At 70.1% G+C, this 23552-nt stretch carries 23 protein-coding genes; 15 read left to right on the top strand and 8 right to left on the bottom strand.

The window, feature by feature from the left end; translation table 11 throughout:
• Window positions 1-24: 24 nt before the first annotated feature.
• Complete coding sequence (locus tag ACTWOL_RS34165) at window positions 25-207, top strand: hypothetical protein (RefSeq protein ID WP_474300762.1); 183 nt, start codon at window positions 25-27, stop codon at window positions 205-207.
• 80 nt (window positions 208-287) lie between these two features.
• Here the strand turns inward: ACTWOL_RS34165 and ACTWOL_RS34170 are convergent, their stop codons facing one another.
• The 4 genes from ACTWOL_RS34170 to ACTWOL_RS34185 all read right to left on the bottom strand — a co-directional run bounded on the left by ACTWOL_RS34170 (window position 288) and on the right by ACTWOL_RS34185 (window position 3067).
• On the bottom strand, window positions 288-1115 hold the full coding sequence (locus tag ACTWOL_RS34170; RefSeq protein ID WP_474300763.1) for a hypothetical protein: 828 nt from the start codon (window positions 1113-1115) through the stop codon (window positions 288-290).
• A 211-nt stretch (window positions 1116-1326) separates the two neighbouring features.
• The gene (locus ACTWOL_RS34175; RefSeq protein ID WP_474300764.1) at window positions 1327-1569 is read right to left on the bottom strand and encodes a hypothetical protein; all 243 of its coding nucleotides are present in this window, start codon (window positions 1567-1569) and stop codon (window positions 1327-1329) included.
• Window positions 1570-1815: 246 nt separating this feature from the next.
• Window positions 1816-2415 (bottom strand): class I SAM-dependent methyltransferase, encoded by a 600-nt coding sequence (locus ACTWOL_RS34180; RefSeq protein ID WP_474300765.1) that lies wholly within the window; start codon window positions 2413-2415, stop codon window positions 1816-1818.
• A 436-nt stretch (window positions 2416-2851) separates the two neighbouring features.
• Window positions 2852-3067, bottom strand: coding sequence for a CsbD family protein (locus ACTWOL_RS34185; RefSeq protein ID WP_474300766.1), 216 nt, complete (start codon window positions 3065-3067; stop codon window positions 2852-2854).
• 272 nt (window positions 3068-3339) lie between these two features.
• On the opposite strand from ACTWOL_RS34185, the gene ACTWOL_RS34190 reads away from it, so the two are divergent.
• The 4 genes from ACTWOL_RS34190 (at window position 3340) to ctaF (ending at window position 6404) form a co-directional block, all read left to right on the top strand.
• Window positions 3340-3843, top strand: coding sequence for a hemerythrin domain-containing protein (locus ACTWOL_RS34190; protein ID WP_474300767.1), 504 nt, complete (start codon window positions 3340-3342; stop codon window positions 3841-3843).
• A gap of 120 nt (window positions 3844-3963) precedes the next feature.
• On the top strand, window positions 3964-4224 hold the full coding sequence (locus tag ACTWOL_RS34195; protein WP_474301314.1) for a DUF5133 domain-containing protein: 261 nt from the start codon (window positions 3964-3966) through the stop codon (window positions 4222-4224).
• Window positions 4225-4308: 84 nt separating this feature from the next.
• On the top strand, window positions 4309-6018 hold the full coding sequence (gene ctaD, locus ACTWOL_RS34200) for an aa3-type cytochrome oxidase subunit I (RefSeq protein WP_474300768.1): 1710 nt from the start codon (window positions 4309-4311) through the stop codon (window positions 6016-6018).
• Entirely contained in the window at window positions 6015-6404 is a 390-nt protein-coding gene (ctaF, locus tag ACTWOL_RS34205) for an aa3-type cytochrome oxidase subunit IV (protein ID WP_474300769.1), read from the top strand. The genes ctaD and ctaF overlap by 4 nt, the downstream gene beginning before the upstream one ends.
• A gap of 11 nt (window positions 6405-6415) precedes the next feature.
• Here the strand turns inward: ctaF and qcrB are convergent, their stop codons facing one another.
• On the bottom strand, window positions 6416-8056 hold the full coding sequence (gene qcrB / locus ACTWOL_RS34210) for a cytochrome bc1 complex cytochrome b subunit (protein WP_474300770.1): 1641 nt from the start codon (window positions 8054-8056) through the stop codon (window positions 6416-6418).
• 562 nt (window positions 8057-8618) lie between these two features.
• Between qcrB and ACTWOL_RS34215 the strand changes: the two genes are divergently transcribed.
• The 7 genes from ACTWOL_RS34215 (at window position 8619) to ACTWOL_RS34245 (ending at window position 16126) form a co-directional block, all read left to right on the top strand.
• Window positions 8619-9398 carry an MHYT domain-containing protein gene (locus ACTWOL_RS34215; protein ID WP_474300771.1) on the top strand — a complete coding sequence of 260 codons (780 nt, stop codon included), beginning with the start codon at window positions 8619-8621 and terminating at the stop codon, window positions 9396-9398.
• Between the two features lie 279 nt (window positions 9399-9677).
• Window positions 9678-12182, top strand: a complete 2505-nt coding sequence (locus ACTWOL_RS34220; protein WP_474300772.1) for a sensor histidine kinase — start codon at window positions 9678-9680, stop codon at window positions 12180-12182.
• The gene (locus ACTWOL_RS34225) at window positions 12179-12616 is read left to right on the top strand and encodes a roadblock/LC7 domain-containing protein (protein ID WP_474300773.1); all 438 of its coding nucleotides are present in this window, start codon (window positions 12179-12181) and stop codon (window positions 12614-12616) included. Before ACTWOL_RS34220 ends, ACTWOL_RS34225 begins: the two co-directional genes overlap by 4 nt.
• A gap of 20 nt (window positions 12617-12636) precedes the next feature.
• Window positions 12637-13050 carry a DUF742 domain-containing protein gene (locus tag ACTWOL_RS34230; protein ID WP_474300774.1) on the top strand — a complete coding sequence of 138 codons (414 nt, stop codon included), beginning with the start codon at window positions 12637-12639 and terminating at the stop codon, window positions 13048-13050.
• 54 nt (window positions 13051-13104) lie between these two features.
• Window positions 13105-14079, top strand: a complete 975-nt coding sequence (locus ACTWOL_RS34235) for a nucleoside hydrolase (RefSeq protein WP_474300775.1) — start codon at window positions 13105-13107, stop codon at window positions 14077-14079.
• A gap of 438 nt (window positions 14080-14517) precedes the next feature.
• The gene (locus ACTWOL_RS34240; protein WP_474301315.1) at window positions 14518-15360 is read left to right on the top strand and encodes a pentapeptide repeat-containing protein; all 843 of its coding nucleotides are present in this window, start codon (window positions 14518-14520) and stop codon (window positions 15358-15360) included.
• Between the two features lie 205 nt (window positions 15361-15565).
• A complete protein-coding gene (locus ACTWOL_RS34245) occupies window positions 15566-16126 on the top strand; it encodes a type 1 glutamine amidotransferase domain-containing protein (RefSeq protein WP_474300776.1) in 561 nt (186 codons plus the stop codon).
• Between the two features lie 196 nt (window positions 16127-16322).
• Here the strand turns inward: ACTWOL_RS34245 and ACTWOL_RS34250 are convergent, their stop codons facing one another.
• The 3 genes from ACTWOL_RS34250 to ACTWOL_RS34260 are packed head-to-tail and all read right to left on the bottom strand — an operon-like array spanning window position 16323 to window position 20553.
• On the bottom strand, window positions 16323-17276 hold the full coding sequence (locus ACTWOL_RS34250; RefSeq protein ID WP_474300777.1) for a cation diffusion facilitator family transporter: 954 nt from the start codon (window positions 17274-17276) through the stop codon (window positions 16323-16325).
• A gap of 42 nt (window positions 17277-17318) precedes the next feature.
• Entirely contained in the window at window positions 17319-19163 is a 1845-nt protein-coding gene (locus ACTWOL_RS34255; protein ID WP_474300778.1) for a transketolase, read from the bottom strand.
• 1 nt (window position 19164) lies between these two features.
• Window positions 19165-20553 (bottom strand): NAD(P)/FAD-dependent oxidoreductase, encoded by a 1389-nt coding sequence (locus ACTWOL_RS34260; RefSeq protein WP_474301316.1) that lies wholly within the window; start codon window positions 20551-20553, stop codon window positions 19165-19167.
• Window positions 20554-20960: 407 nt separating this feature from the next.
• Here ACTWOL_RS34260 and ACTWOL_RS34265 point away from each other — a divergent pair, with 407 nt between their 5' ends.
• From ACTWOL_RS34265 to ACTWOL_RS34275, 3 genes are all read left to right on the top strand, one after another.
• The gene (locus ACTWOL_RS34265) at window positions 20961-21569 is read left to right on the top strand and encodes a GTP-binding protein (protein ID WP_474300779.1); all 609 of its coding nucleotides are present in this window, start codon (window positions 20961-20963) and stop codon (window positions 21567-21569) included.
• A gap of 148 nt (window positions 21570-21717) precedes the next feature.
• Window positions 21718-22131, top strand: a complete 414-nt coding sequence (locus ACTWOL_RS34270; RefSeq protein WP_474300780.1) for a roadblock/LC7 domain-containing protein — start codon at window positions 21718-21720, stop codon at window positions 22129-22131.
• A gap of 287 nt (window positions 22132-22418) precedes the next feature.
• Window positions 22419-23552, top strand: a complete 1134-nt coding sequence (locus ACTWOL_RS34275; protein ID WP_474300781.1) for a DUF6397 family protein — start codon at window positions 22419-22421, stop codon at window positions 23550-23552.

A 23552-nucleotide genomic window follows, 5' to 3' on the forward strand; every position in this document is an offset into this window, starting at 1 on the left:
GGGGCTGCATAAGGAGGCCATGACATGTCCACAGGTACGAAGATCGCCATCGGGGGAGTGGCCGTGGGGCTGCTCCTCATCCCGCTGATCGGCTTCTGGATGTCGCTGCTGGTGATCGTCGGAGTGCCCGCCGTGGCCTACTTCGCGCTCGACCCTTCGCAGCGCCGCCGGCTCCGGCGGATCAACCGCAAGCAGATCGGCCGCTGAACACCGCCGGGACCGGGGCCCGGCCCGGCGGCATGAGCGTCGCAGCCTCGGAAGGGATCGTCGTACGTCCCGCCGTAAGGTCAGGAGGGGCGTACGGCCATCTTGTCCAGGGCGTCCAGCAGCCCGGGCAGTTCCGGCCCGCGCCCCACCGGCAGCACCTCGCCGGGCTCGTCGTCGAGGAGTACGAAGGCGATGTCGTCCGTGCGGGCGACCACGGACCAGCCGGGCCCGTCCGCGCGGATCATACGGGCACCGTCCGGGGCGAAGCTGGACCGTACGCGCCCGGGCGGCGGAGCCTCGTCCACGTAGCCGTGCAGTTCCTTCAGCACCCGGCGGATGCCCGTGTGTGTCGGCCCCTTGGCCTCGCCGCCGTCCGCCTCGCCGTCCTCCTCCGGGGCGTCGGGCTGGACGAACGTCACCCGGTCGGCCACCTGCTGTCGCCACGTCGCCCACTGCAGGGCGATCTCGTCCGCGCCCATCCGGCGCTGTGCGGGACCCCAGACAGCCGTGTCGGGCGGGGTGAGGGCGGGCCGGCCGGCATCCTCCTCGTCCGGGTCGTGCGGAGCGGGCACGCCAGGCGCGACGGTGGCGACGGCCAGCGGCCAGCCGGGGAGGACCGTGACGACCGTGCGGTCGCTGGGCGACAGGTCGTAGTCCATGCCGCAGTCCCAGGACGCGATCGCCACCGCCACCAGCGAGACGTCGTCGACCACGACCGTCCAGCGGGCACCCTCGGCGTCCTGGCCGAAGACGAGCCCGAATCCGCCGGCGTACGGTTCCAGCCCCAGAGCGGCGCAGGCCGCCGGGAAGTCGTCGCCTAGCACACTCGGGAACTGTGCGGGCGTGAGCAGCAAGGCGGTCAGCACAAAGAGCGTGTCGTCGTCGGTGATCTCATCCGTCCCGGCCACAGCACCCTCCCTTATCACATCGTTCGTCGGCGAACCCTAACCACGGTGCGGCCCCTCCGTCGAGGGGCTACGGCAGGGAATGTGACCAGGGCCGCTTCCCGTCCGCCTGCCCGGTCACCCCAGCTCGTCCGCCCTCCGCCCGTCCCTGCCGTACCGGCCCCTCCGTGCCTGCCCCGGCCCTGCCGGCGGTGTCCCCGTCTCCGGGCGTGCTTCAGGCCGCGGGCAGCCCGAGCAGACTGCGGGCCACGGACTGCGGCGACTCGTCCCGCTCGCGGGCGAGCGCGATGACGGCCCGGCACGCCAGCTCGTTCACCCCGAAGGACAGAGCCTCGGGCGACACCCAGCTCGAGGCCTCGTCGATCCCCTGCTGATCGTCTTCGGCGCACGCGGACACATACGTCGCCGCCGCCTCGAAGAGGTTGTGCTGGCGCCTCCTGGCGGCCGGAGCCGCCACCGTCGTTCCGTGCCGATCGCCCCGTGCGCCCCTGAGGAGACTGCGTATCTTTCCGACCACTGTGCCGAACACCCCGGCCCCCTTCCCGACTCGTTCACCCATTCGGCGTACACCGATGCGACAAGCCTTCCCGGATCGGGAGCCCGAGCCACGTGACACGGGTCGCTTCGCGAAAGGCCCGGGCAACACCGCGCGGAAAAGCGACGGCGGCACGGGGTGCGCGGGACCTACGGCTGGGGGTACGCCTCAGTCCTCGCGCAGGGCGAGCGCCAGGTACCGCGCGTCCTCGTCGAGACAGGAGAGCAGCCGCCAGCCCGAGCCGGCCAGGGTCCGGCGGAGGTTGGGCTCGGCCCGCAGATCGTCGTCGGTGAGCTGCCGGCCCTGGCGTGCCGCCAGGGCGGCCCGCCCGATGGGATGGAACAGCGCCAGCCGCCCACCGGGGCGCACCACCCGCGCCAGCTCCCGCAGGTCGTCGCCGGGCCGGGCCAGATGGGCGATGAGCCCGGACGCGAACACCGCGTCGAGTGACTCCGTGCGCAAGGGCAGCCGTGCCACGTCGGCGAGCAGCAGAGCCCCGGACCGGTTCCGGCCCGCGTCTGCCGCAGCGGTCAGCATCTCTCGAGTGAGATCCGCACCGACGACCGTGCCGCCGGGCCCGACGGCCTCCCGCAGCAGAGGCAGGGCACGCCCGGTGCCGCAGCCCGCGTCCAGCACGGCGTCACCCGGGCGCAGCCCGAGCGCCGCGACACCGAGGGCGAAGGCGGGGCCGTCATCGGGGAATCGCGTGTCCCAGCGCGCCGCTCGGGCGCCGAAGAACTCCCGGACGTGTGTGTGGTCGTCGGCCATGCGGACATGATCCCGCACAGAACCGCGCCGGTCGCCCCCGCGTGCGGGCACCGGCTCCGGTGGCCGCACGCGTTCGCTGCGACCCGGGGCCTGCGGGCACGTCTCCCCGCCACCGCCGACAAGGATCGGAGCCCCTGGCAATGGCAGCCTCAACCGGCCGCGGCCGGCACCGCCGCTGGACCATTCAGTCGTTGATGAGGTTCCGGTGTGCTTCGAAGGCCGGAGCGGTGATCTCGTCGGCACAGCCGTTGGTCAGCGGAGCCCGGGACGGCTGGACCACGCCGTCCCGGGCTCCGTGCCGGTATGAGCCCCTCTGGCGCCACCGGTAGTTCACCGGCTCGCGGGGCCCTGCACGGCGCTCCCCCCAGCTACCGCTGGGGGAGTTGTCGAAGCACCGGACGCCGCGAGCTTCCCGGCAACCTATCCGGCCACAGCACTAGATGTGCTTGCGGGCTTTGCCCTTCACTTCTTCCGCCGTACCGCGGATGGTCTGTTCCGCCTCGGCGGTCTTCTGCTTGGTCTTGCCCGCCAAACGGTCGGCGGTGCCCTTCGCGCTCAATTCCTCGTTGCCCGTCACTTCTCCGGCCTTCTGCTTGGCCTTGCCGACGGTCTCCTCGGCCTTGCCGCGAATCTTCTTTCCCTGCGCAGCCACGTGAATCAGCCCCTTGAGCGTTCGACGATCCTCCGGCTACGTCATGCGACTACCTCGAGCGGGGGCCGCCAAACGTCCTCGGCCGTCCCATCGTCCGGAAATTCCCCATCGTCCGGAATCGCTCGTGATCGTCGTGCGGGTCCTTCGCGGAGGGGCGTGGCTCCTCCGCCGAACCCGTGAAGGCATCCTGCATGCAACCGTCCTGATGGTCACCCGAAATCGACCACCGACAACTTTGCGTGAGGGATCGAGGCCGCTCTGCTGACGTGGCCATGACTGCCTCCCAACGAGTACCGAGCGCCGAATCACCACGCCCTGGCGTCAGGCACGAGGGGGTGCCGCCGGCCTTCACCCATCGGTTGCCCGGCCGGATCGACGCCATTCACGACGGCTCCGTTCGTGACCGCTGTGCGGCGACGTCGACATATCCGCCACAACTCGCTGATCACAGCGAGGTCGAGCGCATGCTCAAGGACCTCGAAGGCTGTGACGCGGACGACAGCCGCTTCGACACCCTCATCCAGCTGCTGAGGAATGCGGTGACCGAGCACATCGCCGATGAGGAGAGCAGGCTCTTCCCGATGCTCGTCGGTGCCTGCTCCCATGAGGACCTCGATGAGCTGGGCGAAAAGATCCGGAAGGCGAAGAAGACGGCGCCCACCAGGCCCCACCCCGCAGCACCCAGCACGCCGCCGGCGAACAAGCTCCTCGCGCCCGGGACCGGAATGGTCGACCGTGCCTGCGACCTGCTCACCGGCCGCGGACGAGCCAGGTAGGTGGCCCCCCGGCCGACTCACCACCCACCTCTCCAGCGTCGCGGGCCGCCTCACAGAGAGCTGCGCACGGGCAGGGTGACGGCCGGCGGATCACGAGGTGGAAGGAGAACACGGATGTTGATGGCGCACCCGGCCGTTCTGCAGAACCTCATAGAGCAGTACGACACCCTGCGGATCCTCCACGCGGGGGAGGGAAGTCCCGAAGTACGGCGGCGGATGGACGATGTCACCTACACCCTGTGCGTCTCGACCGGCACCCGAGACATCCACTCCGCTCTCATCGCCGCCCATCTTCGGTTGCCGGTTCCCAGGGCGTGCCTGTCATGGATCGCGAGGCGACGAGAGTCACGGTTCTTGGAACCAGTGCCGGTGAAATGGTGAACTTCGCCGTCTTCCCGCCAGTCGGATGAGGCGGGTCCGCCGGAAGGATCCACCATCGGTTCCAGCCGTGAGGACGGAGAATCGATGGCGCAGGACCTGCAGGAAGCCGCTTCTGCCGAGCCGGTGGCCAATAGGCGCGTCAGTGCCGGCGTCAGGCTCATGGGGTGGCTCACCACGACGGACCACAAGGTCATCGGCAATCTCTACATGGTCACCGCATTCGGGTTCTTCCTGCTGGCCGGTCTGATGGCCATGGTCATGCGGGCGGAGCTGGCCCGGCCCGGGCTCCAGGTGGTCAGTGCCGAGCAGTACAACCAGCTCTTCACCATCCACGGCACCATCATGATGCTGCTGTTCGCCACTCCGATGTTCGCCGGTTTCGCGAACGCCATCATGCCCCTGCAGATCGGCGCGCCCGATGTCGCCTTTCCCCGCCTCAACGCACTTACCTACTGGCTGTTTCTCTTCGGCGGCCTCATCGTGGTGTCCGGCTTCCTCGTTCCCGGTGGCGCGGCGCACTTCGGCTGGTTCGCCTACGCCCCGCTGAACAGCGCAGTCTTCTCCCCCGGAGCGGGCGGGGACCTGTGGACCATGGGCCTGGTGCTGTCCGGGATCAGCACGACCCTTGGCTCCGTCAACTTCATCGCCACGATCGTCTGTCTGCGCGTGCCGGGAATGACGATGTTCCGGATGCCGATCTTCACCTGGAACATCCTGTTCACTTCGATCCTCGCGCTGCTCGCGTTCCCGGTGCTGGCCGCGGCACTGCTCGCCCTCGAAGCCGACCGGAAGTTCGGAGCACACATCTACGACTCGGCCAACGGCGGTGCGCTGCTGTGGCAGCACCTTTTCTGGTTCTTCGGCCATCCCGAGGTCTACATCGTCGCGTTGCCGTTCTTCGGAGTCATCAGCGAGATCCTGCCCGTGTTCAGCCGGAAACCCATGTTCGGCTACCTCGGCATGGTCCTGGCCACCATCTCCATCACCATGTTGTCGGCGGTTGTCTGGGCCCACCACATGTTCGCCACGGGAGCCGTTCTGCTGCCGTTCTTCTCCGCCATGTCGTTCATCATCGCCGTGCCCACGGGAGTCAAGTTCTTCAACTGGATCGGCACCATGCACAACGGAAGCCTCTCCTTCGAAACACCCATGCTCTGGGCCATCGGCTTCCTGGTCACCTTCCTCCTGGGCGGCCTCAGCGGTGTACTGATCGCTTCGCCCCCGCTGGACTTCCACCTCACCGACTCGTACTTCATCGTCGCCCACCTGCACTACGTACTCTTCGGAACGGTCGTCTTCGCGATGTTCGGCGGGTTCTACTTCTGGTGGCCCAAATGGACCGGACGCATGCTCGACGAACGCCTCGGACGCATCCAGTTCTGGACCCTTTTCACCGGCTTCCAGATGACCTTCCTGGTCCAACACTGGCTGGGGGAGAGTGGAATGCCGCGGCGCTACGCCAACTACCTCGCGGCAGACGGCTTCACCCTCCTCAACACGATCTCCACCATCGGCTCGTTCCTGCTGGGCCTGTCGACACTGCCGTTTCTGTACAACGTATGGCGCACCGCCCGTTACGCGCCGAAGGTCGAGGTGGAGGACCCCTGGGGCTACGGCCGCTCCTTGGAATGGGCCACCTCGTGTCCGCCACCGCGGCACAACTTCCGGGCGATCCCCCGTGTGCGCTCCGACTCACCGGCTTTCGACCTCAACCATCCAGAGGCACTGGAGAGCCGGCAGTCGCGCGAAGTGTCGACACCCTCCACGGACACTCCAGGAGAGATCAGCGAATGAAGACCGAGGCCATCGTCTTCGCCGGAGTGGCGGGGTTCTTCCTCGTGACCGACGTCCTCTACGCCGTATGGTCCCGCGACCCCGCCGGTACTGCGGTTCTTACCGTCTCCCAACTCATGGCGTTGCTCATCACGTTCTTCTTCGCCACCAACTACCGCCGCAAGGGACTACGCCCCGAGGACCGCAGGGACGGCGACATCAGCGAGCGGTCCGGCCCAGTGGACTTCTTCTCCCCCCACAGCGTCTGGCCCCTGTTGACGGCTGCGGGAGTGGCCCTCGCTGCCCTCGGCGTCGTGTTCGGTCTGTGGCTCTTCCTGATCGGCATGGCGGTCCTGCTCGGCGCGGTGCTCGGGATGATCTTCCAGTACGCCCGCCCACAGCCCTGAGGCCAGGGTCGTCACTCGCGGCGCTCGGCAACCGGCTCCGGCGGAGCCGTCCGGTCCGCGATCACCGCCCGCTGTTCCTCCGTCGTGGGCAGCTCCACGAGGTCCTCGTAGTACCAGCCGCTCACCGCCGTCCGTAGGCGGCGACGACGCGACGCCGGGGTCTTCGCATCACGCTCCAGCGGCTCGGGGACGTCGCGCATCAGGATGCGGTAGCGGGCAGCCGGCGTCACAGGGCGGTGGCTTTCCGAAAGACCTCCATAGGGCGACTGGCTCACCTGACCGGTCTCGTCACCCTCCGTCAGGCGCCGGTGGTCACGCATCTGAAGGGCCAGGCAGAGTCGCTTGGTGATCGCGAAAGCCAGGACCGGGGCGACGACCAACGCGATCCTGAGGAGCCAGGTCATGGTCTCGACCGAGATCCGGAAAGAGAACGCGATGATGTCGTTGCCCGCGGCGACCAGGAGCACGGCGTAGATGACGACGGCCGCCACACCCAGAGCCGTGCGGGTGGGACGGTTGCGCGGCCGGTCGCACAAGTGGTGCTCCCCGCGGTCGCCTGTCACCCACTTCTCGAAGAACGGATACAGGAACAGCACCATGAAGACGACGCCGGGCAGCACGACCGCCGGAACAAACACGTTCCACATGACGGTGTGACCGGCGACGTTGGTCTCCCACGGCGGCATCAGACGCAGCGCGCCCTCCAGGAAGCCGACATACCAGTCCGGCTGGGCGCCGACGGAGACCTGGTCGGCGCGATACGGCCCGTAATGCCATACGGGATTGATCTGCGCGAGTCCCCCCAGCAAGGCCAGCACGCCGAAGATCACGAAAAAGAAGCCAGTGGTCTTGGCGGAGAACTGCGGGAACGCGGGCGAACCGACGGCGTTCTTGTTCGTCCGTCCCGGGGCGGCCCAATGAGTGTGCTTCAGATAGACGATCAGGATGAGGTGAACGCCGACCAGCGCCAGGAGCAGACCGGGCAGGAGCAGGATGTGAAGGACGTACAGCCGTGGGATGACGGCAGTGCCGGGGAACTGGCCGCCGAAGACGAAGAACTCCAGATAAGTGCCGACGACAGGGACCGATCCCACAATCGTGGCCGCCGTCCTCAAGCCGGTCCCGGACAGGAGATCGTCGGGCAGCGAGTACCCCGCGAAGCCTTCGATGAGCGCAATCATGAACAGTGTCACGCCCACGAGCCAGTTGGCCTCGCGCGGCCTGCGGAACGCGCCGGTGAAGAAGATCCGCAACATATGGACCGCGATCGCGGCCACGAACACCAGCGCGGCCCAGTGATGGATCTGACGGATCAGCAGACCTCCCCGCACATCGAAGCTGATGTGCAGCGTGGTGGCGTACGCCTGCGTCATGAGCCGGCCCTGAAGGGGCACATAGGGGCCGGTGTAGACGCTCTCCATCATGCTCGGGTCGAAGAACAGGGTGAGATACACACCGGTGAGGAGAAGGACCACGAAGGAGTAGAGGGCGATCTCACCGAGAAGGAAGGACCAATGATCGGGAAAGGCCTTGCGCAACAACTGCGCGGCCAGTTCGCTGACGGGCAGTCGTGCGTCCGCGGCCCTGTGCGCTCTGCGCGCCGCGATCCCGGCCCGGGCCCCGAGCTCCCCTCTACGCTTCCGAGGCAGCATGCACCACTCTCCCATCGATCCCTGCTCAGAGCATGGGTAACCCGCCACCCGACAGGATCACGCGGCAGCGGCATACAGGACCCTGATCGGCCGACCCGCAGCGCCGGTCGCGACACGCCGACCGCCGCTTGCGACCTCCCAGCCCCCCCAGGGTCACCCGGCTCGGACAACGGCCCGGGCGACGAGCGGTCCCCCGGCCGACCACCGCAGCCGTGATGGCTCCTGCGGCTGTCCCGACGCGGGCTCGGAGCTCGGCGAGCTGGGCAGAGTCAGCGAACGCGCCGGGACCGCCCTCACGGCCGCCCCCGGAGCATTGGGCCCGTCCCCATACCGGACGTCGCCCATGCAATCTGATGGCGCCTCGAACCATGCCCGGAGGCTCCCGGTCCGTTTACGGCGTTCCGCTGTCCCGTGACTGCCCCTCAACCCGACGCTCCGCGTACTCGTTCTGTGCAATCGTTCGAGCGGCACGATCGTTCAGCAACACCTCTCTGTCATATTCCAGCAGCTTTCGAAATGCGCCACCGTCCCGCGCCCCCGTCCGGACTAGCGTCCCTGAGCCATGGGACACCTGGACCACGCCGCATTCGGCTGGCTGACGCCGGTGCTGTCGTACGTGATGGCCTGCCTCGGCGCCGCACTCGGTCTGCGCTGCACCCTGCGGGCGCTGGAAGCGACCGGAGGCTCCCGGCGCAACTGGTTGTTCACCGCGGCGTCCGCCATCGGGAGCGGCATCTGGACGATGCACTTCGTCGCCATGCTCGGGTTCGGCGTCACCGGCACCGACATCCGCTACGACGTGCCGCTGACCATCCTCAGCCTGCTGGTCGCCGTGTTCGTGGTCGGGGCCGGCGTGTTCACCGTCGCCCACAGCCGTGACCGTCTCCGTGCCCTGCTGATCGGGGGCCTCACCACAGGACTCGGCATCGCCGGCATGCACTACCTGGGGATGGCCGCTCTGTGTCTGCACGGCACCGTGCGATACGACCCGCTGCTCGTCTCGCTCTCCGTCGCCATCGCCGTGATCGCCGCGACCGCCGCGCTCTGGGCCGCCCTCAACATCACGTCGTCCCTCGCTGTTGCCGCCGCCTCCCTCGTCATGGGCGCGGCGGTCACGAGCATGCACTACACCGGCATGCTCGCGGTCAGCGTCCATGTCCAGCCCCGGGACGTACCACTGCAGGGAGCCACGGCGATGCAGTTCATCTTCCCCCTCGCCGTCGGCCTCGGGTCCTACCTCTTCCTCACCGCAGCCTTCGTGGCCCTCTCACCGACGGCGAGCGAACGTGCCGCGTACGCCTCGGCCGGCCGCACCACCGAGCAGGCCGCCCCTTCCCGCTGACCGGCCGTACCCGACCGCCGCACCCACCGTCCCCTCCGGAACGAGGAGGCCATGCGCACACCTCGCACCACCCCTGGCGCCGGCACGCCGCGACCGTACGGCCATGCCGGCGGCGCGGCCGGCGCCCCTCCGGTCCGCGGTCGGCGTGCCCACGCCGGCCCGCCCGCGGACGAAGGGCCCGAAGCGGCGCCGGACCGGCGGCCGGCCGGGACCCCACCCGACGGCCGGGATCCCCGCACGCGATGGCCGCTGCGTCCCCGGACCGTACGTGCCAAGATCGTGTCGCTCCTGATGGTGCCCGTCGTCTCCCTCCTCGCCCTCTGGGGCCTCGCCACGGTCACCACGGCCCAGGACATCGCCCGGCTCCGCCAGCTCCAGGACCTCGAAGAGCACATACGCCGGCCGGTCGCAGCGACCGTGACCGCACTGCAGGCCGAACGCCGGGCGGCACTCCGTCAGATCGCCGCGCCCGCGCCCGGACAGGCCGGGGAATTCCGGCGCCTGTCCGGCGCCACCGACGAGGCACTCGCCGGGCTCGCTCTCGACGACACCCACACCGTCGCCGACGCGCGAGACCTCCCGCCGTCCGTCGCCGACCGGCTGCGTCTGCTCATCGGCGCCACGGCAGGGCTGCACGCCCAGCGCACCGCCGTACTCGACCGCAGGGCCCACTGGGACCGGACCTACGAGCGGTACACCGCCGCCATCACTTCCGCTTTCGGCGTCCACGGTGCCCTCACCGGCAGCCAGGACACGGCAGCGGGCTCCGGCGCACGCGTGCTCCACGAGTTCGGCCGTGCGGGCGAGATGCTCGCCCGTGAGGACGCACTGCTCGCCGCGGCTCAAACGTCGGGTACGTTCAGCGCCGAGCGCAGACGGCTGTTCACAGGAGCCGTCGGAGCCCGCCGCGCCTTCGTCGAATCCGCCGCCGACGACCTGCGAGCCCCCGGGCACACCGCATGGACCACCCTCACCGCCGAAAGCGGCTACCGCGCACTCGAATCGGCGGAGGACAGCATCCTCGCCGCGCCCTCGGACCGCCGGGCCGCCCAGGCCGTGTCCACCGCGGCCTGGGAATCGGCCCGGAGCACCGTGGGTACGGCGTTCCTCGACATCGAGGAGCGCGGCCGCCGCGCTGCGGCCGGTCGCACCGACCCCTTCGGCCGGGGACTGCTCAGCGCGTCCGGCGCGGCCGTGCTCTTCGGCCTCACCGCGGTCGCCGCCTCCCTCGTCATCTCGGTGCGCATCGGACGCGCCCTGGTCGTCGAACTGGTCGGCCTGCGCAACACCGCCCTGGAGCTGGCCCACCACAAGCTGCCCGGCGCCATGCGCAGACTGCGTTCCGGCGAAGCACTCGACGTACGGGCGGAGGCCCCCGTGGGACCGCCGCCGCAGAACGAGATCGCAGAGGTCGGAGAAGCCCTCTCGACCGTTCACCGCGCCGCGCTCGACGCAGCCGTGGAACGGGCGGAACTCAGCCGCGGTGTCTCCGGCGTCTTCGTCAACCTCGCCCGGCGCAGCCAGGTCCTGGTCCACCGTCAGCTCACCCTGCTCGACAGCATGGAACGGCACGCCGAGGATCCGGACGAGCTGAGCGATCTCTTCCGCCTGGACCATCTCACCACGCGTATGCGCCGCCACGCCGAGAGCCTGATCATCCTCTCCGGGGCCGCCCCCGGACGTGCCTGGCGCACGCCCGTCCCGCTGACCAGCGTCGTGCGCGCCGCCGTATCGGAAGTGGAGGACTACACACGGGTGGAGGCGCGTGGTCACCCGGACACAGCGGTCATCGGCACCGCGGTCGCCGACCTCACCCACCTCATCGCCGAACTCGTCGAGAACGCCACGCAGTTCTCCCCACCGCACACCAAGGTCCGCATCAGCGGCGAACCCGTCGGCAACGGCTATGCCCTCGAGATCGAGGACCGCGGACTCGGCATGGGCAAGGAGGCACTCGTCGAGGCCAACCGCCGTATCGAGGACACCGAAGCGCTCGACCTCTTCGACAGCGACCGGCTCGGGCTGTTCGTGGTCAGCAGACTCTCCGCCCGACACGACATCAAGGTACGGCTGCGCACGTCTCCGTTCGGGGGCACCACCGCCGTCGTACTTCTTCCGACAGCACTGCTCGAGGACGCAGGCCCGGACTCCGGCGAATCACCCGGCGGCACCGGGGCCGAAGCGGACACCAACGCGCCGAACGGCGTCGCCGCGGCCGGCGCCGACGGCATGCCGCCGTCGGAGGAATCCTCCGCTGCCCATGACGGGGAGCCCGGTCGGACCCCGGCAGTTCGCAGCGCTGAGGACGCGGGGGCCGATTCCTCCCCACCGGCGGGCGTCATCGCCCTGCGGCTGCACAGCCGCGCACGGCCCGGGCAGGAGTCCAAGAACGTGGCCCGGCCCCACCCGGAGCCGCGGCCACAGGCCCAGACGCCGCCTCGGCCCCCTCGGCCCGAGGCGTGCCCTGCCGCAGCCGGAGCGAACCCTTCCGAAGACGACCCCGGCGGCCTTCCCCGCCGGGTCCGCCAGGCCCATCTGGTCCCTCAACTGCGCGCGGACCATGGGCCGGACGCGACCGCAGGGGACGACTGCGCGCCCCCGGACGCCCCGGAGCGAACCCCGGAACAGGCCCGGGACCGTATGGCCGCCTACCGCGCCGGCTGGACGCGCGGCGGGGGCTCCGCTCCAGGCGCCACAGCAAACCGGCCCCCCAGCCGCAGCAGCCGCAACAGCGCCCGCGGCACCCACAGTGACACCCGCATCAGCGAAGGAGACGACGCATGATCGACCACAGGGGAATCGCCCCGCACCACGCCTCCGGAGAACTCGACTGGCTCCTGGATGATCTGGCGATGCGGGTCAGAGGGGTCCGGCACGCGGTCGTCCTGTCCGGTGACGGTCTGGCCGTCGGCGCCTCGGACGGCCTCAACCGCGAGGACGCCGAGCACCTCGCCGCCGTCGCTTCCGGATTCCACAGTCTGGCCAAAGGAGCGGGCCGTCACTTCCACGCCGGCTCCGTACGCCAGACGCTCGTCGAACTCGACCGGGGCTTCCTCTTCGTGGCCGCGGCGGGGGAAGGGTCCTGCCTCGCCGTCTTCAGCTCGGTGACGGCCGACATCGGGCTCGTCGCGTACGAGATGGCCCGTCTCGTCAAACAGGTGGGGGAGCATCTGCGCACCCCACCCCGGCTGTCCGCCACCCCACCCGCCGCCGGCTGACCGGGAGAGGCTGAGCCGCCATGAACGAGTCCGGCGACGGCGGTCCGGAACGGCAGGGCAGCCGCTGGTACGACGCGGATGCGGGACCCCTCGTCCGTCCCTATGCGATGACCGGCGGCAGGACGAAGCCCGGCGCCGGTGCCGAACACTTCGACCTCATCGCGCTCGTGGACCTCGCCCCGGGCGCGCTGGGCCGGGCCGAGGAGTCCCTCATCGGCCCCGAGCACAGGGCTCTGCTCACGCTCTGCGCACACGAGACGCAGTCCGTCGCCGAGCTCGCCGCCGGTGCCGATCTGCCCGTCGGAGTCGTACGTGTGCTCCTGGGCGACCTGCTCGAGGACCACTTGGTCACCGTGAGGCGTCCCGTGCCGCCCGCGCAGCTGCCGGACGAAAGGATTCTCCGCGAGGTGATCGACGGACTCCGGGCGCTGTAGCGGGCACACTGGGAAGGCACTCCCACGACCTGGTCTCCGACGCCGAGGAGCACCGTGCCTGTCCCGATCATCATCGACTGCGACCCCGGGCACGACGACGCGATCGCCATTCTGCTCGCGGCCGGAGACCCCGCCGTCGACCTGCTGGCCATCACGACGGTGGCCGGCAACCACGTGCTCGAGAAGACCACACTGAACGCCCGCCGGATCTGTACGGCCGCCGGAATCACCGGCGTTCCGATCGCTGCCGGCTGTGCGCGACCCCTCGTCGAGCCGCAGCATGTGGCGGATGACGTCCACGGTGACTCCGGGATGGACGGACCCCACTTCGGCGAACCCACCGTCGACGTCGTTCCCGGGCACGCCGTCGACCTCATGCACCGCATCCTGACCCGCCACCCGGAGCCCGTCACCCTGGTCCCGACGGCGCCGCTGACCAATGTCGCCCTGCTGCTGTCCCGCTATCCGGACGCGGCCGAGCACATCCGCGAGATCGTGCTCATGGGCGGCTCGACCGAGCGGGGCAACCGCACCCCGGCCGCCGAGTTCAACGTGTATGCCGATCCGGAGGCCGCCGACATCGTCTTCCGCAGCGGCGTACCCGTGACCATGTGCGGGCTCAATGTCACCCACCAGGCCCTGGCCACGCCCGACGTCCTGTCCCGGCTCGAGGGACTCGGTACCGAACTCGGCCGCGTCTGCGTGGAACTGATGACGTTCTTCGCCTCCCGGTATCGCCGGCTGTGGGGCTTCGACGCCCCGCCCGTCCACGATCCCGTGGCGGTGGCACGGGTCATCGACCCCGCGATCGTCGGCTGCACCGAGGCCGGCGTGGCCGTCGAACTGCGCGGTGAGCACACACGCGGGGCGACCGTCGTGGACCTGCACGGGTATCTGGACCAGCCTGCCAACGCCCGGGTGGCGACGACCCTCGACCATGAGAGGTTCTGGGACCGGATCGTCGCGGCCGTCGACACCCTCGGCAGCCCGCAGAGGAGTGCGGACGGGGCGGGCGGGCCGCGGTCCTGACACGCACAGGCAGAAGCAGAAGGCAGCAGAACCGGATAGGCGTGTGGTCACCGACGGCTCCAGGACGCACACTCCGCGAGGTCGGTCGAGGCCGAGGCGGTGGCGATCGCCCGGGGAGGGCCCGCAAACGAGGTGGCGGGGCCCTCCGGGCGGATGCGAAGCTGCTCCGATGGGGTGGCACCGACCTGGATCGCGCCATCAGCCGGCAGGACGAACGGGCACGACAAGGGAACGAGGTACGACGGCGTGTCGGAGATACGCGGGGACCGGGGAGCAGACGACCGGGGCCCACGCCGCGGCCGGGGCACAGGGCGGCCCAGGGACGCACGCCGAGCCCCGGCGGCCCGCCGCGACCCGACCGCTGTCACCGAGCCCCGTGTGCAGGAGCGCCCCGCGCAAGAGCCCCGCGTGCAGCGCCACCCCGTACAGGAGGATCCCCTGACCGAGCTCCCCCTCCAGGAGCTCCCCGCGCACGGGGACCCGACGCTGCGGGCCGACTGCGCGAACTGTTTCGGCCTGTGCTGCGCGGCTCTGCCCTTCTCGGCCTCGGCCGACTTCGCCGTCGACAAGCCCGCCGGACAGCCGTGCGCCCACCTGGATGAGGACCACCGCTGCGGCATCCACACCCGGCTCAGGGAGCGAGGCTTCGCCGGCTGCACCGTCTACGACTGCTTCGGAGCGGGTCAGAAGGTCTCCCAGATCACCTTCGGGGGACTGAGCTGGCGGGAGGCGCCGGACTCGGCGCAAGCCATGTTCACCGCCTTCCCGGTGATGCGCCAGCTCCACGAGCTGCTCCGGCATCTGGCGGAGGCGCTGTCGCTGCCCGCGGCCCGTACCCTCCACGGCAGCATCCGCAGCCTCCTCGGCCATATCGACGTACTGACCCGTCAGGACGCCGATGCCCTGCTCGGCGTCGACGTCCCGGCCCTGCGGTCGGAGACCGGCGATCTGCTGATGCGTGCCAGCGCGCTGGCACGTGCGGAGGCCCGGCCGGGACGCGGGAAGATGCGGCGCGGAGCCGATCTCGTCGGAGCGCGGCTCGCCGGCGCGGATCTGCGGGGTGCCGATCTGCGCGGCGCCTGTCTGATCGCTGCGGACCTCGGCGGAGCCGATCTGAGGCTCGCCGATCTCCTGGGCGCCGATCTGCGCGACACGGAGCTCAGCGGGGCGGACCTCAGCGGCAGCCTCTTCCTCACACAGCCGCAGCTCCGGCAGGCCAAGGGCGATGCACGGACACGGCTCCCGCAGGGGCTGAGCCGTCCCGCTCACTGGTCCGCGTAGCGGTCGGCGCGACGGCAGCCCGTGGCGGGCGTCCTCCGCCGGCGCCCCCGTGGCTCCCCACGGTGTTCACCAGGGCTTTCATCCGTGCCGGCATAAGCAGGCGATACGCGGGTACGTGCGAGCCTTGTCAGGCCGCGTCCGCAGGAGGCGCTCCGGCCGCCCCTCGGGCCGGCACCGCGACCGGGTGTGGAGGAGTGCCGCCACCATGAACATCGCCTTCCTCATGGCGCCGGAAGGCGTCGAGCAGATCGAGCTCACAGATCCCTGGCAGGCCGTCGCCGGCATCGGGGGCACGCCCCTGCTGCTCTCCACGAAACCGGGCCGTGTCCAGGCCTTCCACCATCTCGACAAGGGCGACACGTTCCCCGTCGACCTCGTGGTCCCCGGCGGATCCGCGATGGACTTCGACGGCCTGATACTGCCCGGCGGCGTCGCCAATCCCGACGCGCTGCGCATGGACGCGAAGGCCGTGGCGTTCGTCCGGGCGTTCTTCGAGGAGGGCAAGCCGGTCGCCGCGATCTGCCACGCCCCCTGGATGCTCGTCGAGGCCGATGTGGTCCGCGGCAGGACCCTCACCTCCTGGCCGAGCCTGTGTACCGACATCCGCCATGCGGGCGGCATCTGGGTCGACGAGCCGGTGAGGGTGTGCAGGGAGGGTCCCAACACACTGATCACCAGCCGCAGGCCGGGTGACCTCCAGGCGTTCTGCTCGGCATTCACAGCCGAGTTCACCGAGGCCGCCGCGGGGGCGGGCGTAGGCCGCTAGTGTCCTGTCCGGGGCCGGCGCTCCCGCTGCCGCGCACGGCAGCGGTGAAGCAGGACCTGGTGACCTATCTGGTCACAGCACGAGGAGGGCGTCGAGGTGTGTCATCGCCGCCTCGACCGCTCTGCCGTCTGCCGCGCGCTGCCCGGCGACGGCCCGACCCGTTCCGTCCCGGCTACCGCCCGGGTGCCGGGGGCGCCTACGTGATGTCGAGGAAGACCTGGTCGGCTTCGGGCCAGCGATCCGCGACGGCCCGCTTGATCCGCACGGAAACGAGTTCGATCTGCTCGCTGTCCAGCCCGGGGACCAGATCGACCCGGGCGGCCACCAGCGCCGAGTCCAGCCCCAGACGCATCGTCAGCAGCGACGCCACGTTGTCGATCTCCGGCTGGTCCCCCAGCATGGTGCGGATCGCCTCGCGCAGTGCGGGGTCCACCGCCGCACCGATCAACTTGTCGCGGGACTCACGGGCGAGCGCGTACGCCACGTACACCAGCAGCAGACCGATCCCCGCGGAGGCCGCCGCCTCCCACACCACCTCATCGGTGACCAGGTGCAGGCACATTCCCGCCATCGCGAGGAGCACCCCGACCACTGCGGCACCATCCTCCGCGACGACCGTGCGCAGTGCCGGATCGCGCGCCTCGTCCTTGCGACTGCGGACCTGGTGAAGGGCACGTACCAGCGAAGTGCCCTCGGCGAGCAGAGCCACCGCGAGGACCGCGAGCCCGGCCGCGTAGCGGGCCGCGGACACCTTGTCGCTGCCGTGGCTCAGTGCTTCATAGGCCTGGAAGAACGAGAAGCAGCCGCCCATCACGAAAATCCCGACGGCGGCAAGCAACGACCAGAACCAGCGCTCCTTGCCGTAGCCGAAGGTGTGGTGGCGGTCCGGCGGGCGGCGGCTGCGGCTCAGCGCGGTGAGGAGGAAGACCTCGTTCAGGCTGTCGGCGACGGAGTGCGCGGCTTCCGACAGCAGCGCGGGCGAAGCCGCGGCGAGTCCGCCCACCACTTTGGCCGCCGCGATGACGAGATTGGCGGCGAGCGCGACGAGCACGGTCATCCTCGTTCTGCGGTCGGTGCCCTTCCGGCGGTCAGAGCCTTTCCTGCGGTCGGTGCCCTTCCAGGACCCGCCGCCGTCGTCACGCGTCACCATGGCTCACGGCATACCCGGAACGGGACCGGGCGCATCCGATCCTCACCGCACCACGGCCTCCTCCACCAGCAGTTTCACCGCGGCGGCGATCGATTCCGCATCGATGCCCGAGACATGTGTCTGCTCCTCGGGCGCCGCCGACGCGGGCATGTTCCGCACGGCGAGGCGCACCAGCCGCGGCACCGGCCGCCCGTCGGAGAAGGCTTCCGCGACGGCGTCGCCGATTCCTCCCTCGGAGCGGTGGTCCTCGACCGTGAGGAGGCACCCCGTCGCCTCAGCGGCCTCGTCGAGGGTCCTCACGTCCACCGGCTTCACCGAGTAGAGATCGATCACCCGGACCTGGACCCCCTCCGCGGTCAGAGCGTCGGCGGCACGCAGGGCCTCGTGGACCGTCGTGCCCGCGGCCACGACCGTCACCCGGTCCTCGTCGCTGCGGCGCAGCACCTTGCTGCCCCCGACCGGGAACTCCTCGTCGGGCCCGTAGACGACAGGGGTCTCGGAGCGTGTCGTCCGCAGATAGCGCACTCCCTCCAGGTCCGCCATGGCCGCCACCAGACGGGCCGTCTGATTGGCGTCACACGGGTACAGGACCGTCGAGCCGTGCACGGCACGGAACATGGCCAGGTCCTCGAGTCCCATCTGGGAAGGGCCGTCCTGGCCGATCGAGACCCCTGCGTGTGAGCCGACCACATTGATTCCGGCCCGGCTCACCGACGCCATCCGCACGAAGTCGTGGGCGCGGGTCAGGAACGCGGCGAAACTCGAGGCGTACGGCACCCAGCCGCGCGTCTGCATGCCCACCGCGGCCGCGAGGAGCTGCTGCTCCGCGATGTAACACTCGAAGAACCGCTCAGGGTGCTCCTTCTTGAAGTACTCCGCCCGCGTCGAGTCGCTGACCTCGCCGTCGAGCACGACGATGTCGGCGCGCGCCGAACCGAGTGCCGCCAGTGCGCGACCGTACGCCGTGCGGGTCGCCTCCTGCGAACCCACCTCGAATCGCGGCAGTTCCGGCGGAACACGGTCGCGGGCCGGCCGACCGGACACCTTCGGCGGCGGTGCCGGCTCGACGTGGATGAACCTCGGCCCGCCGAGTTCCTCGATCGCCGCGTCGGCGTCGGGAAGCGGCTTGCCGTGCTTGCCCTCCTGGTCCTCGACGGAGGCCACACCGCGTCCCTTGCGCGTCGCGGCGATGATCGCGACGGGGCGTTCATGGACGCCGACCGCTTCCACAAGGGCTTTGTCGACTGCTTCGACGTCGTGTCCGTCCACTTCGATCGTGTGCCAGCCGAAGGCTCCCAACCGGCGTGCGTAGGCACCGAGATCGTGCCCGTGGCGGGTCGGCCCGCGCTGCCCGAGCCGGTTGACGTCGATGATCAGCTTCAGATTGCCGAGCCGTTCGTGCGCCGCGTGCTCGACGGCCTCCCAGACCGATCCCTCCGCCATCTCGCTGTCGCCCGACAGAACCCAGACCCGGTACGGGAGTTCGTCGAGGCGCAGACCCGACAGGGCCACGCCGACCCCGACCGGCAGTCCCTGGCCGAGCGAGCCCGTGGCCACGTCCACCCAGGGCAGGCGCGGTGTGGGATGCCCTTCGAGCCGGCTCCCCAGCCGCCGGAACGTCAGCAGCTCCTCGTCGTCGATGACTCCGGCGGCCTTGTAGAGGGCGTAAAGGAGCGGTGAAGCGTGACCTTTGGACAGAATGAGCCGGTCGTTGGCCGGATGGCCGGGATCGCCGAAGTCGTAGCGCAGATGACGGGCGAGGAGGACGGCGGCGAGATCGGCCGCGGACATCGACGAGGTGGGATGACCCGAGCCCGCGGCGTCGGCGGCTCGCACCGCGTCGACCCTCAGCTGCTGTCCGAGTTCGGAGAGTTCTTCGTACCGCATGTCACTCCTTGGCCGGTGGAGGCGATGGAGAGGAAGCCGGAGAAGCGGGGAACCGGGCGAGCTCGGGCGCCGCGGAATCGAGCGGGACCGACCACGAGCGGACCAGCCCCAGCTGCACGGCCTGGCGCGGCAACGCCGCATCCAGCAGCCAGTCGGCCGCGACCCGTATCCGGTTGCCCGGCATGGCGGCGAGGTGGTAACCACGGGTGACCGCGCCGGCCAGGGGGCCGGCCAGCGGGATGCCGACGGGGTTCGCCGCCGCCTGTATCCCTCCCAGGTCCACGGCGAATCCGAGATCGTGGTGCTTGTAGGGACGGGCACTGCCGTATCCCAGCGACGCGGCCACGTTGTTCGCCGCGACGGCTCCCTGGCGCGTGGCGTGCTGCGCGGTCATCGGGGTGAGGGCGAATCCGCCGTCGGCGTCGCCCGGGGCGGCGGGGCGGGTCAGATCCGGTACCCCTGCCGCGTCGCCGCAGGCGAAGACGTCCGGATGGTGCGGGACGTCCAGCCGCGGAGTGACGCACAGCCGGCCGCGTTCGACCGGCAGGCCGATGTCCTGGACGAGCGGATCAGGCCGCACACCGACACACCAGATGAGGGTCTTCGTCGGGACGAACTCGCCGTTGTCCAGCAGGACTCCGGCCGGTGTGGCTTCCTTGACGGAGGTCCCGGTGCGTACCTCGACGCCCCGCTTGCGCAGGACGCGGTCCGCCGTCGTGGACAGGCGCCGGTCGAGCTCGGGCAGGACACGGGGCGCGATGTCGAGCAGCAGCCAGCGCGGCCGGGGTTGCCGGCGCTGCCCGGTGAGGCCGGGAGCGGGCCGGGCGGTCTGCGCATGGAGCCGGTCGGTGAAGACGGCACCCTGGGCCGCGACCTCGGTGCCGGTGTAGCCCGCGCCCACGACCACGAACGTGCTGCGTGCCTCGGCCTCGCCGGGATCCGTTTCGACGGCGAGTTCCGTCTGCCTGACGATGTGGTCCCGCAGATACAGCGCCTCGGGCATTCCGCGGAAGCCGTGCGCATACGCGGCCACACCGGGGACGGGCAGCAGCTTGTTCACACTGCCGACGGCAAGGACGAGCCGGTCGTATGTCAGCTCACGCTGTCGGCCCTCGGGATCCTCGTACGCCACACGGCGACCGTCGGTGTCGACGTGGGACGCCTCGCCTAGCACCAGCCGCACGCCGGGGAGGCTGTGCACGAGCGACACCGTGACCCTGCGCGGCTCGAGGATCCCGGCGGCCACCTGGGGAAGCAGCGGCAGGTAGAGGAAATAGTCGGTCGGGTTGAGCAGGACGATCTCGGCGCGTTTCCCGGCGAGAATCCGGGAGAGCGTTCTGGCCGCGCGGTGGCCCGCGAAACCGGCCCCCACGATCACGATCCGGGGCACCGCACTCCGGTCACGGCCTCGGTCCGGGTTCTCGGCGCTCTCGTGTCCGAAGACGTCCCGGCTCTGCCTGTCCTGTGCCTGCACGACGAATAGCCTCCCGCGTGAAGGGGTGTGCGACGGGCGCGGTCAACCGGGTGCCCGCCCATGGGCCTCCTAAACAAGGGTCCCTCGGCTGATCTATCGCGGCCACGCGAATGGTGAATTCATCAGAACGCCAATAGATCAGGAACGGTCACATCGCGTAAAAAACGAACGCATCGCCCGGTGTATGCCGCTGGTTGCCATACTGCTCACGCCACACAGAACAGATGTACTGATGTCGGGCCCCCACCGTTGCGGTCGCCTGCCGGACGGTCGCCGACCTGGGGTTTCCATCCACGGCGGACATTCGATGAGAGAAGTGATCCATGGCCCCCGAGTTTTCTGGCGGCACCGGCGGGGAATCCGCCGCTCTCGCGCTGAAAATACTGGTCGCAGGCGGTTTCGGGGTCGGCAAGACGACCCTCGTGGGCGCGGTCAGCGAAATCCGCCCCCTGCGCACCGAGGAACAGCTCAGCGTGGCCGGACAGTCGGTGGACGACACCGGAGGGGTGGAACGGAAGACGACGACGACCGTCGCCATGGATTTCGGTCGCATCACCATCCGGTCGGGGCTGTCCCTGTATCTCTTCGGCACACCTGGCCAGGACCGTTTCTGGTTCCTTTGGGACGAGCTCGCCCACGGCGCACTCGGAGCGGTCGTGCTCGCCGACACCAGGCGCCTGGAGGACAGTTTCCCTGCCGTGGACTACTTCGAGCACCGCGGCATTCCGTTTGTCGTCGCCGTCAACTGCTTCCCGGGAGCGCGTGCTTACGGCGCCCATGAGGTCTCACGCGCCCTCGATCTCGACCGCGGGACACCCGTCGTGCTGTGTGACGCACGGGACCGCGACTCCGGCAAGGAAGTGCTCGTCCGCCTCATCGAATACGCCGGGCGCGTGCACACGGCCCGGCTGCTCGACTCGGTGGGTTTGTGAGGACCACTCACCGGATCCGCCGCCGGCACCGGCCGGTGGAGGGCCAGCGCCTGTGCGCCCCGGACGAGTCCTTGCCCTGACGGTAACGGTGAGGAAGGCTTACGGGCAGAATGGGGAAACGGGGACATCTGAACGGGGAGGACCGGACATGGGGCTGGAACAGGGACTCGACTGGCTGCTGGACGACTTGACCAAGCGCGTCGATCACATACGGCACGCGCTGGTGCTGTCCAACGACGGGCTGGTGACGGGGGCGAGCACCGGTCTCGCGCGGGAGGACGCGGAGCACCTGGCCGCTGTTTCTTCCGGTCTCCACAGTCTGGCGCGGGGATCGGGACGGCACTTCCGCGCGGGCAACGCACGGCAGACGATGGTCGAGTTCGACGACGCGATGCTCTTCGTCACCGCGGCGGGTGACGGCAGCTGTCTGTGTGTGCTGAGTGCCGCGGAGGCCGATGTCGGCCAGGTCGCCTATGAGATGACGCTGATGGTGAGCCGTGTCGGCGAGCATCTCGCGGTGGGCGCGCGTCAGCCGGGACGTGTGACACTCTCCGACTTCTGAAAGTCCCGTTCCGGTCTTCCAGTCCCGTTCCGGTCTTCGAGTCCCGTTCCGGTCTTCACGTTCCGTTCCGGTGTTCACGGCGTGCGGTCCCGACTGCGGCCGTTCGCGCGGGGGTGTCCGGGCGGGGCGATCGGGCGAGATGTGACTCATGCCCATTCGCTGCTCGATTGAGGGCGTGACCTGCGTCGATGTGGCGGGCTCAGGGGTTTTCCACAGGCCCGGCGAGAAACGGCTCCTCGGGCTACCGTCGTGACTGACAGTGTTCATCATGTACGGGGGAGTCACACATGTCGGAGACCACGACCGGTGCGGCCGTAGCCATGACCTTCGGACGCGCCGCGGCGACGCTGGAGCTGAAGCGGGGCGAGTTCGACCTCGCGGTGCAGCTCGGTCACATCCGCACCACATGCACGAAGACACCGGGAAGCAGCCGGGTGGCCCGGGACGAGATCGACCGCCTGCGGGCGGCGCAGGGCTTTCCCGAGACGCTCCGCGGGCGCGTCCGTACGGTCGCCGCGACCGAGGCCTCGCGGATCATCTCCGCCTCGGCCGGCCGCTTCACCAGGCTGGCCCGCACCGGCCACTTCACACCGGTCAGGTTCTTCCTGAACCGCTACCGCGTGGTGGTGTGGCTCTATCTCGCGTCGGAAGTCCAGGAGTTCGCCCGGACCAACCCGGATCTGCTCAAGGGCCGGCTTCCCGCGGCTCTACGCGCCCGGCTCGACGACGGTGCGGACTGGCGGGCACGCAACTGGCGGGGGCGCCGCCTCGGTATGCTGCTGCGGCAGACTTCGGAACCCTGGGCGCGCGCCGCGGCGATCGCCTCCGTGCTCGACCCTGCCGTGGTGGCGGAGGTGGTCGGCGACCCCGCGGAGCGGGACGATCTGGAGCGGATGCGTCCGGACATGCCCTACGAGCGTGCGGTGTCACAAGCGGTGCGTGACCTCAGGGACCGAGTGCTGCGGGCGGACGCCCCGGACGAGATCGCGTGGTACCGGCTGAGTCTGGAGCTTTCTCTGGACGAGGCCAGGGCCTCGGGTCCGGCTCCTCATCCTGACGGCGTGCCACGCCGGTTGCTCCGGCCGGGCGTGCCGGACGGCCTGTCACTCGCCCCGGCTCCCGGCCGCCCGGCGGCACTACCGCCACCGACGCCCCCACCGACGGCGGTAAGAGAAGCGGTTCCGGGCACCGGTGCGGGTGCCGGTACCGCGGTGGGCATGCGACCTGGGGCGGCCGTGCCCGCACACGCTCCTGACGACGGGGCCCAGGGTCTCGCCGTCCGAGACACAGACGGTCATGGCAGCCCGCACGCACGGCCGCCCGGGAGCGGCCGCGGAAGACACGCTCCGCGGCGGCACCACGGGACCGGACGACTACTTGCGCGGCTGCGCTCGCGCAGGAAGTCACCGTCCGGCGGGTGA

Source organism: Micromonospora sp. IBHARD003 (genome assembly GCF_056106285.1).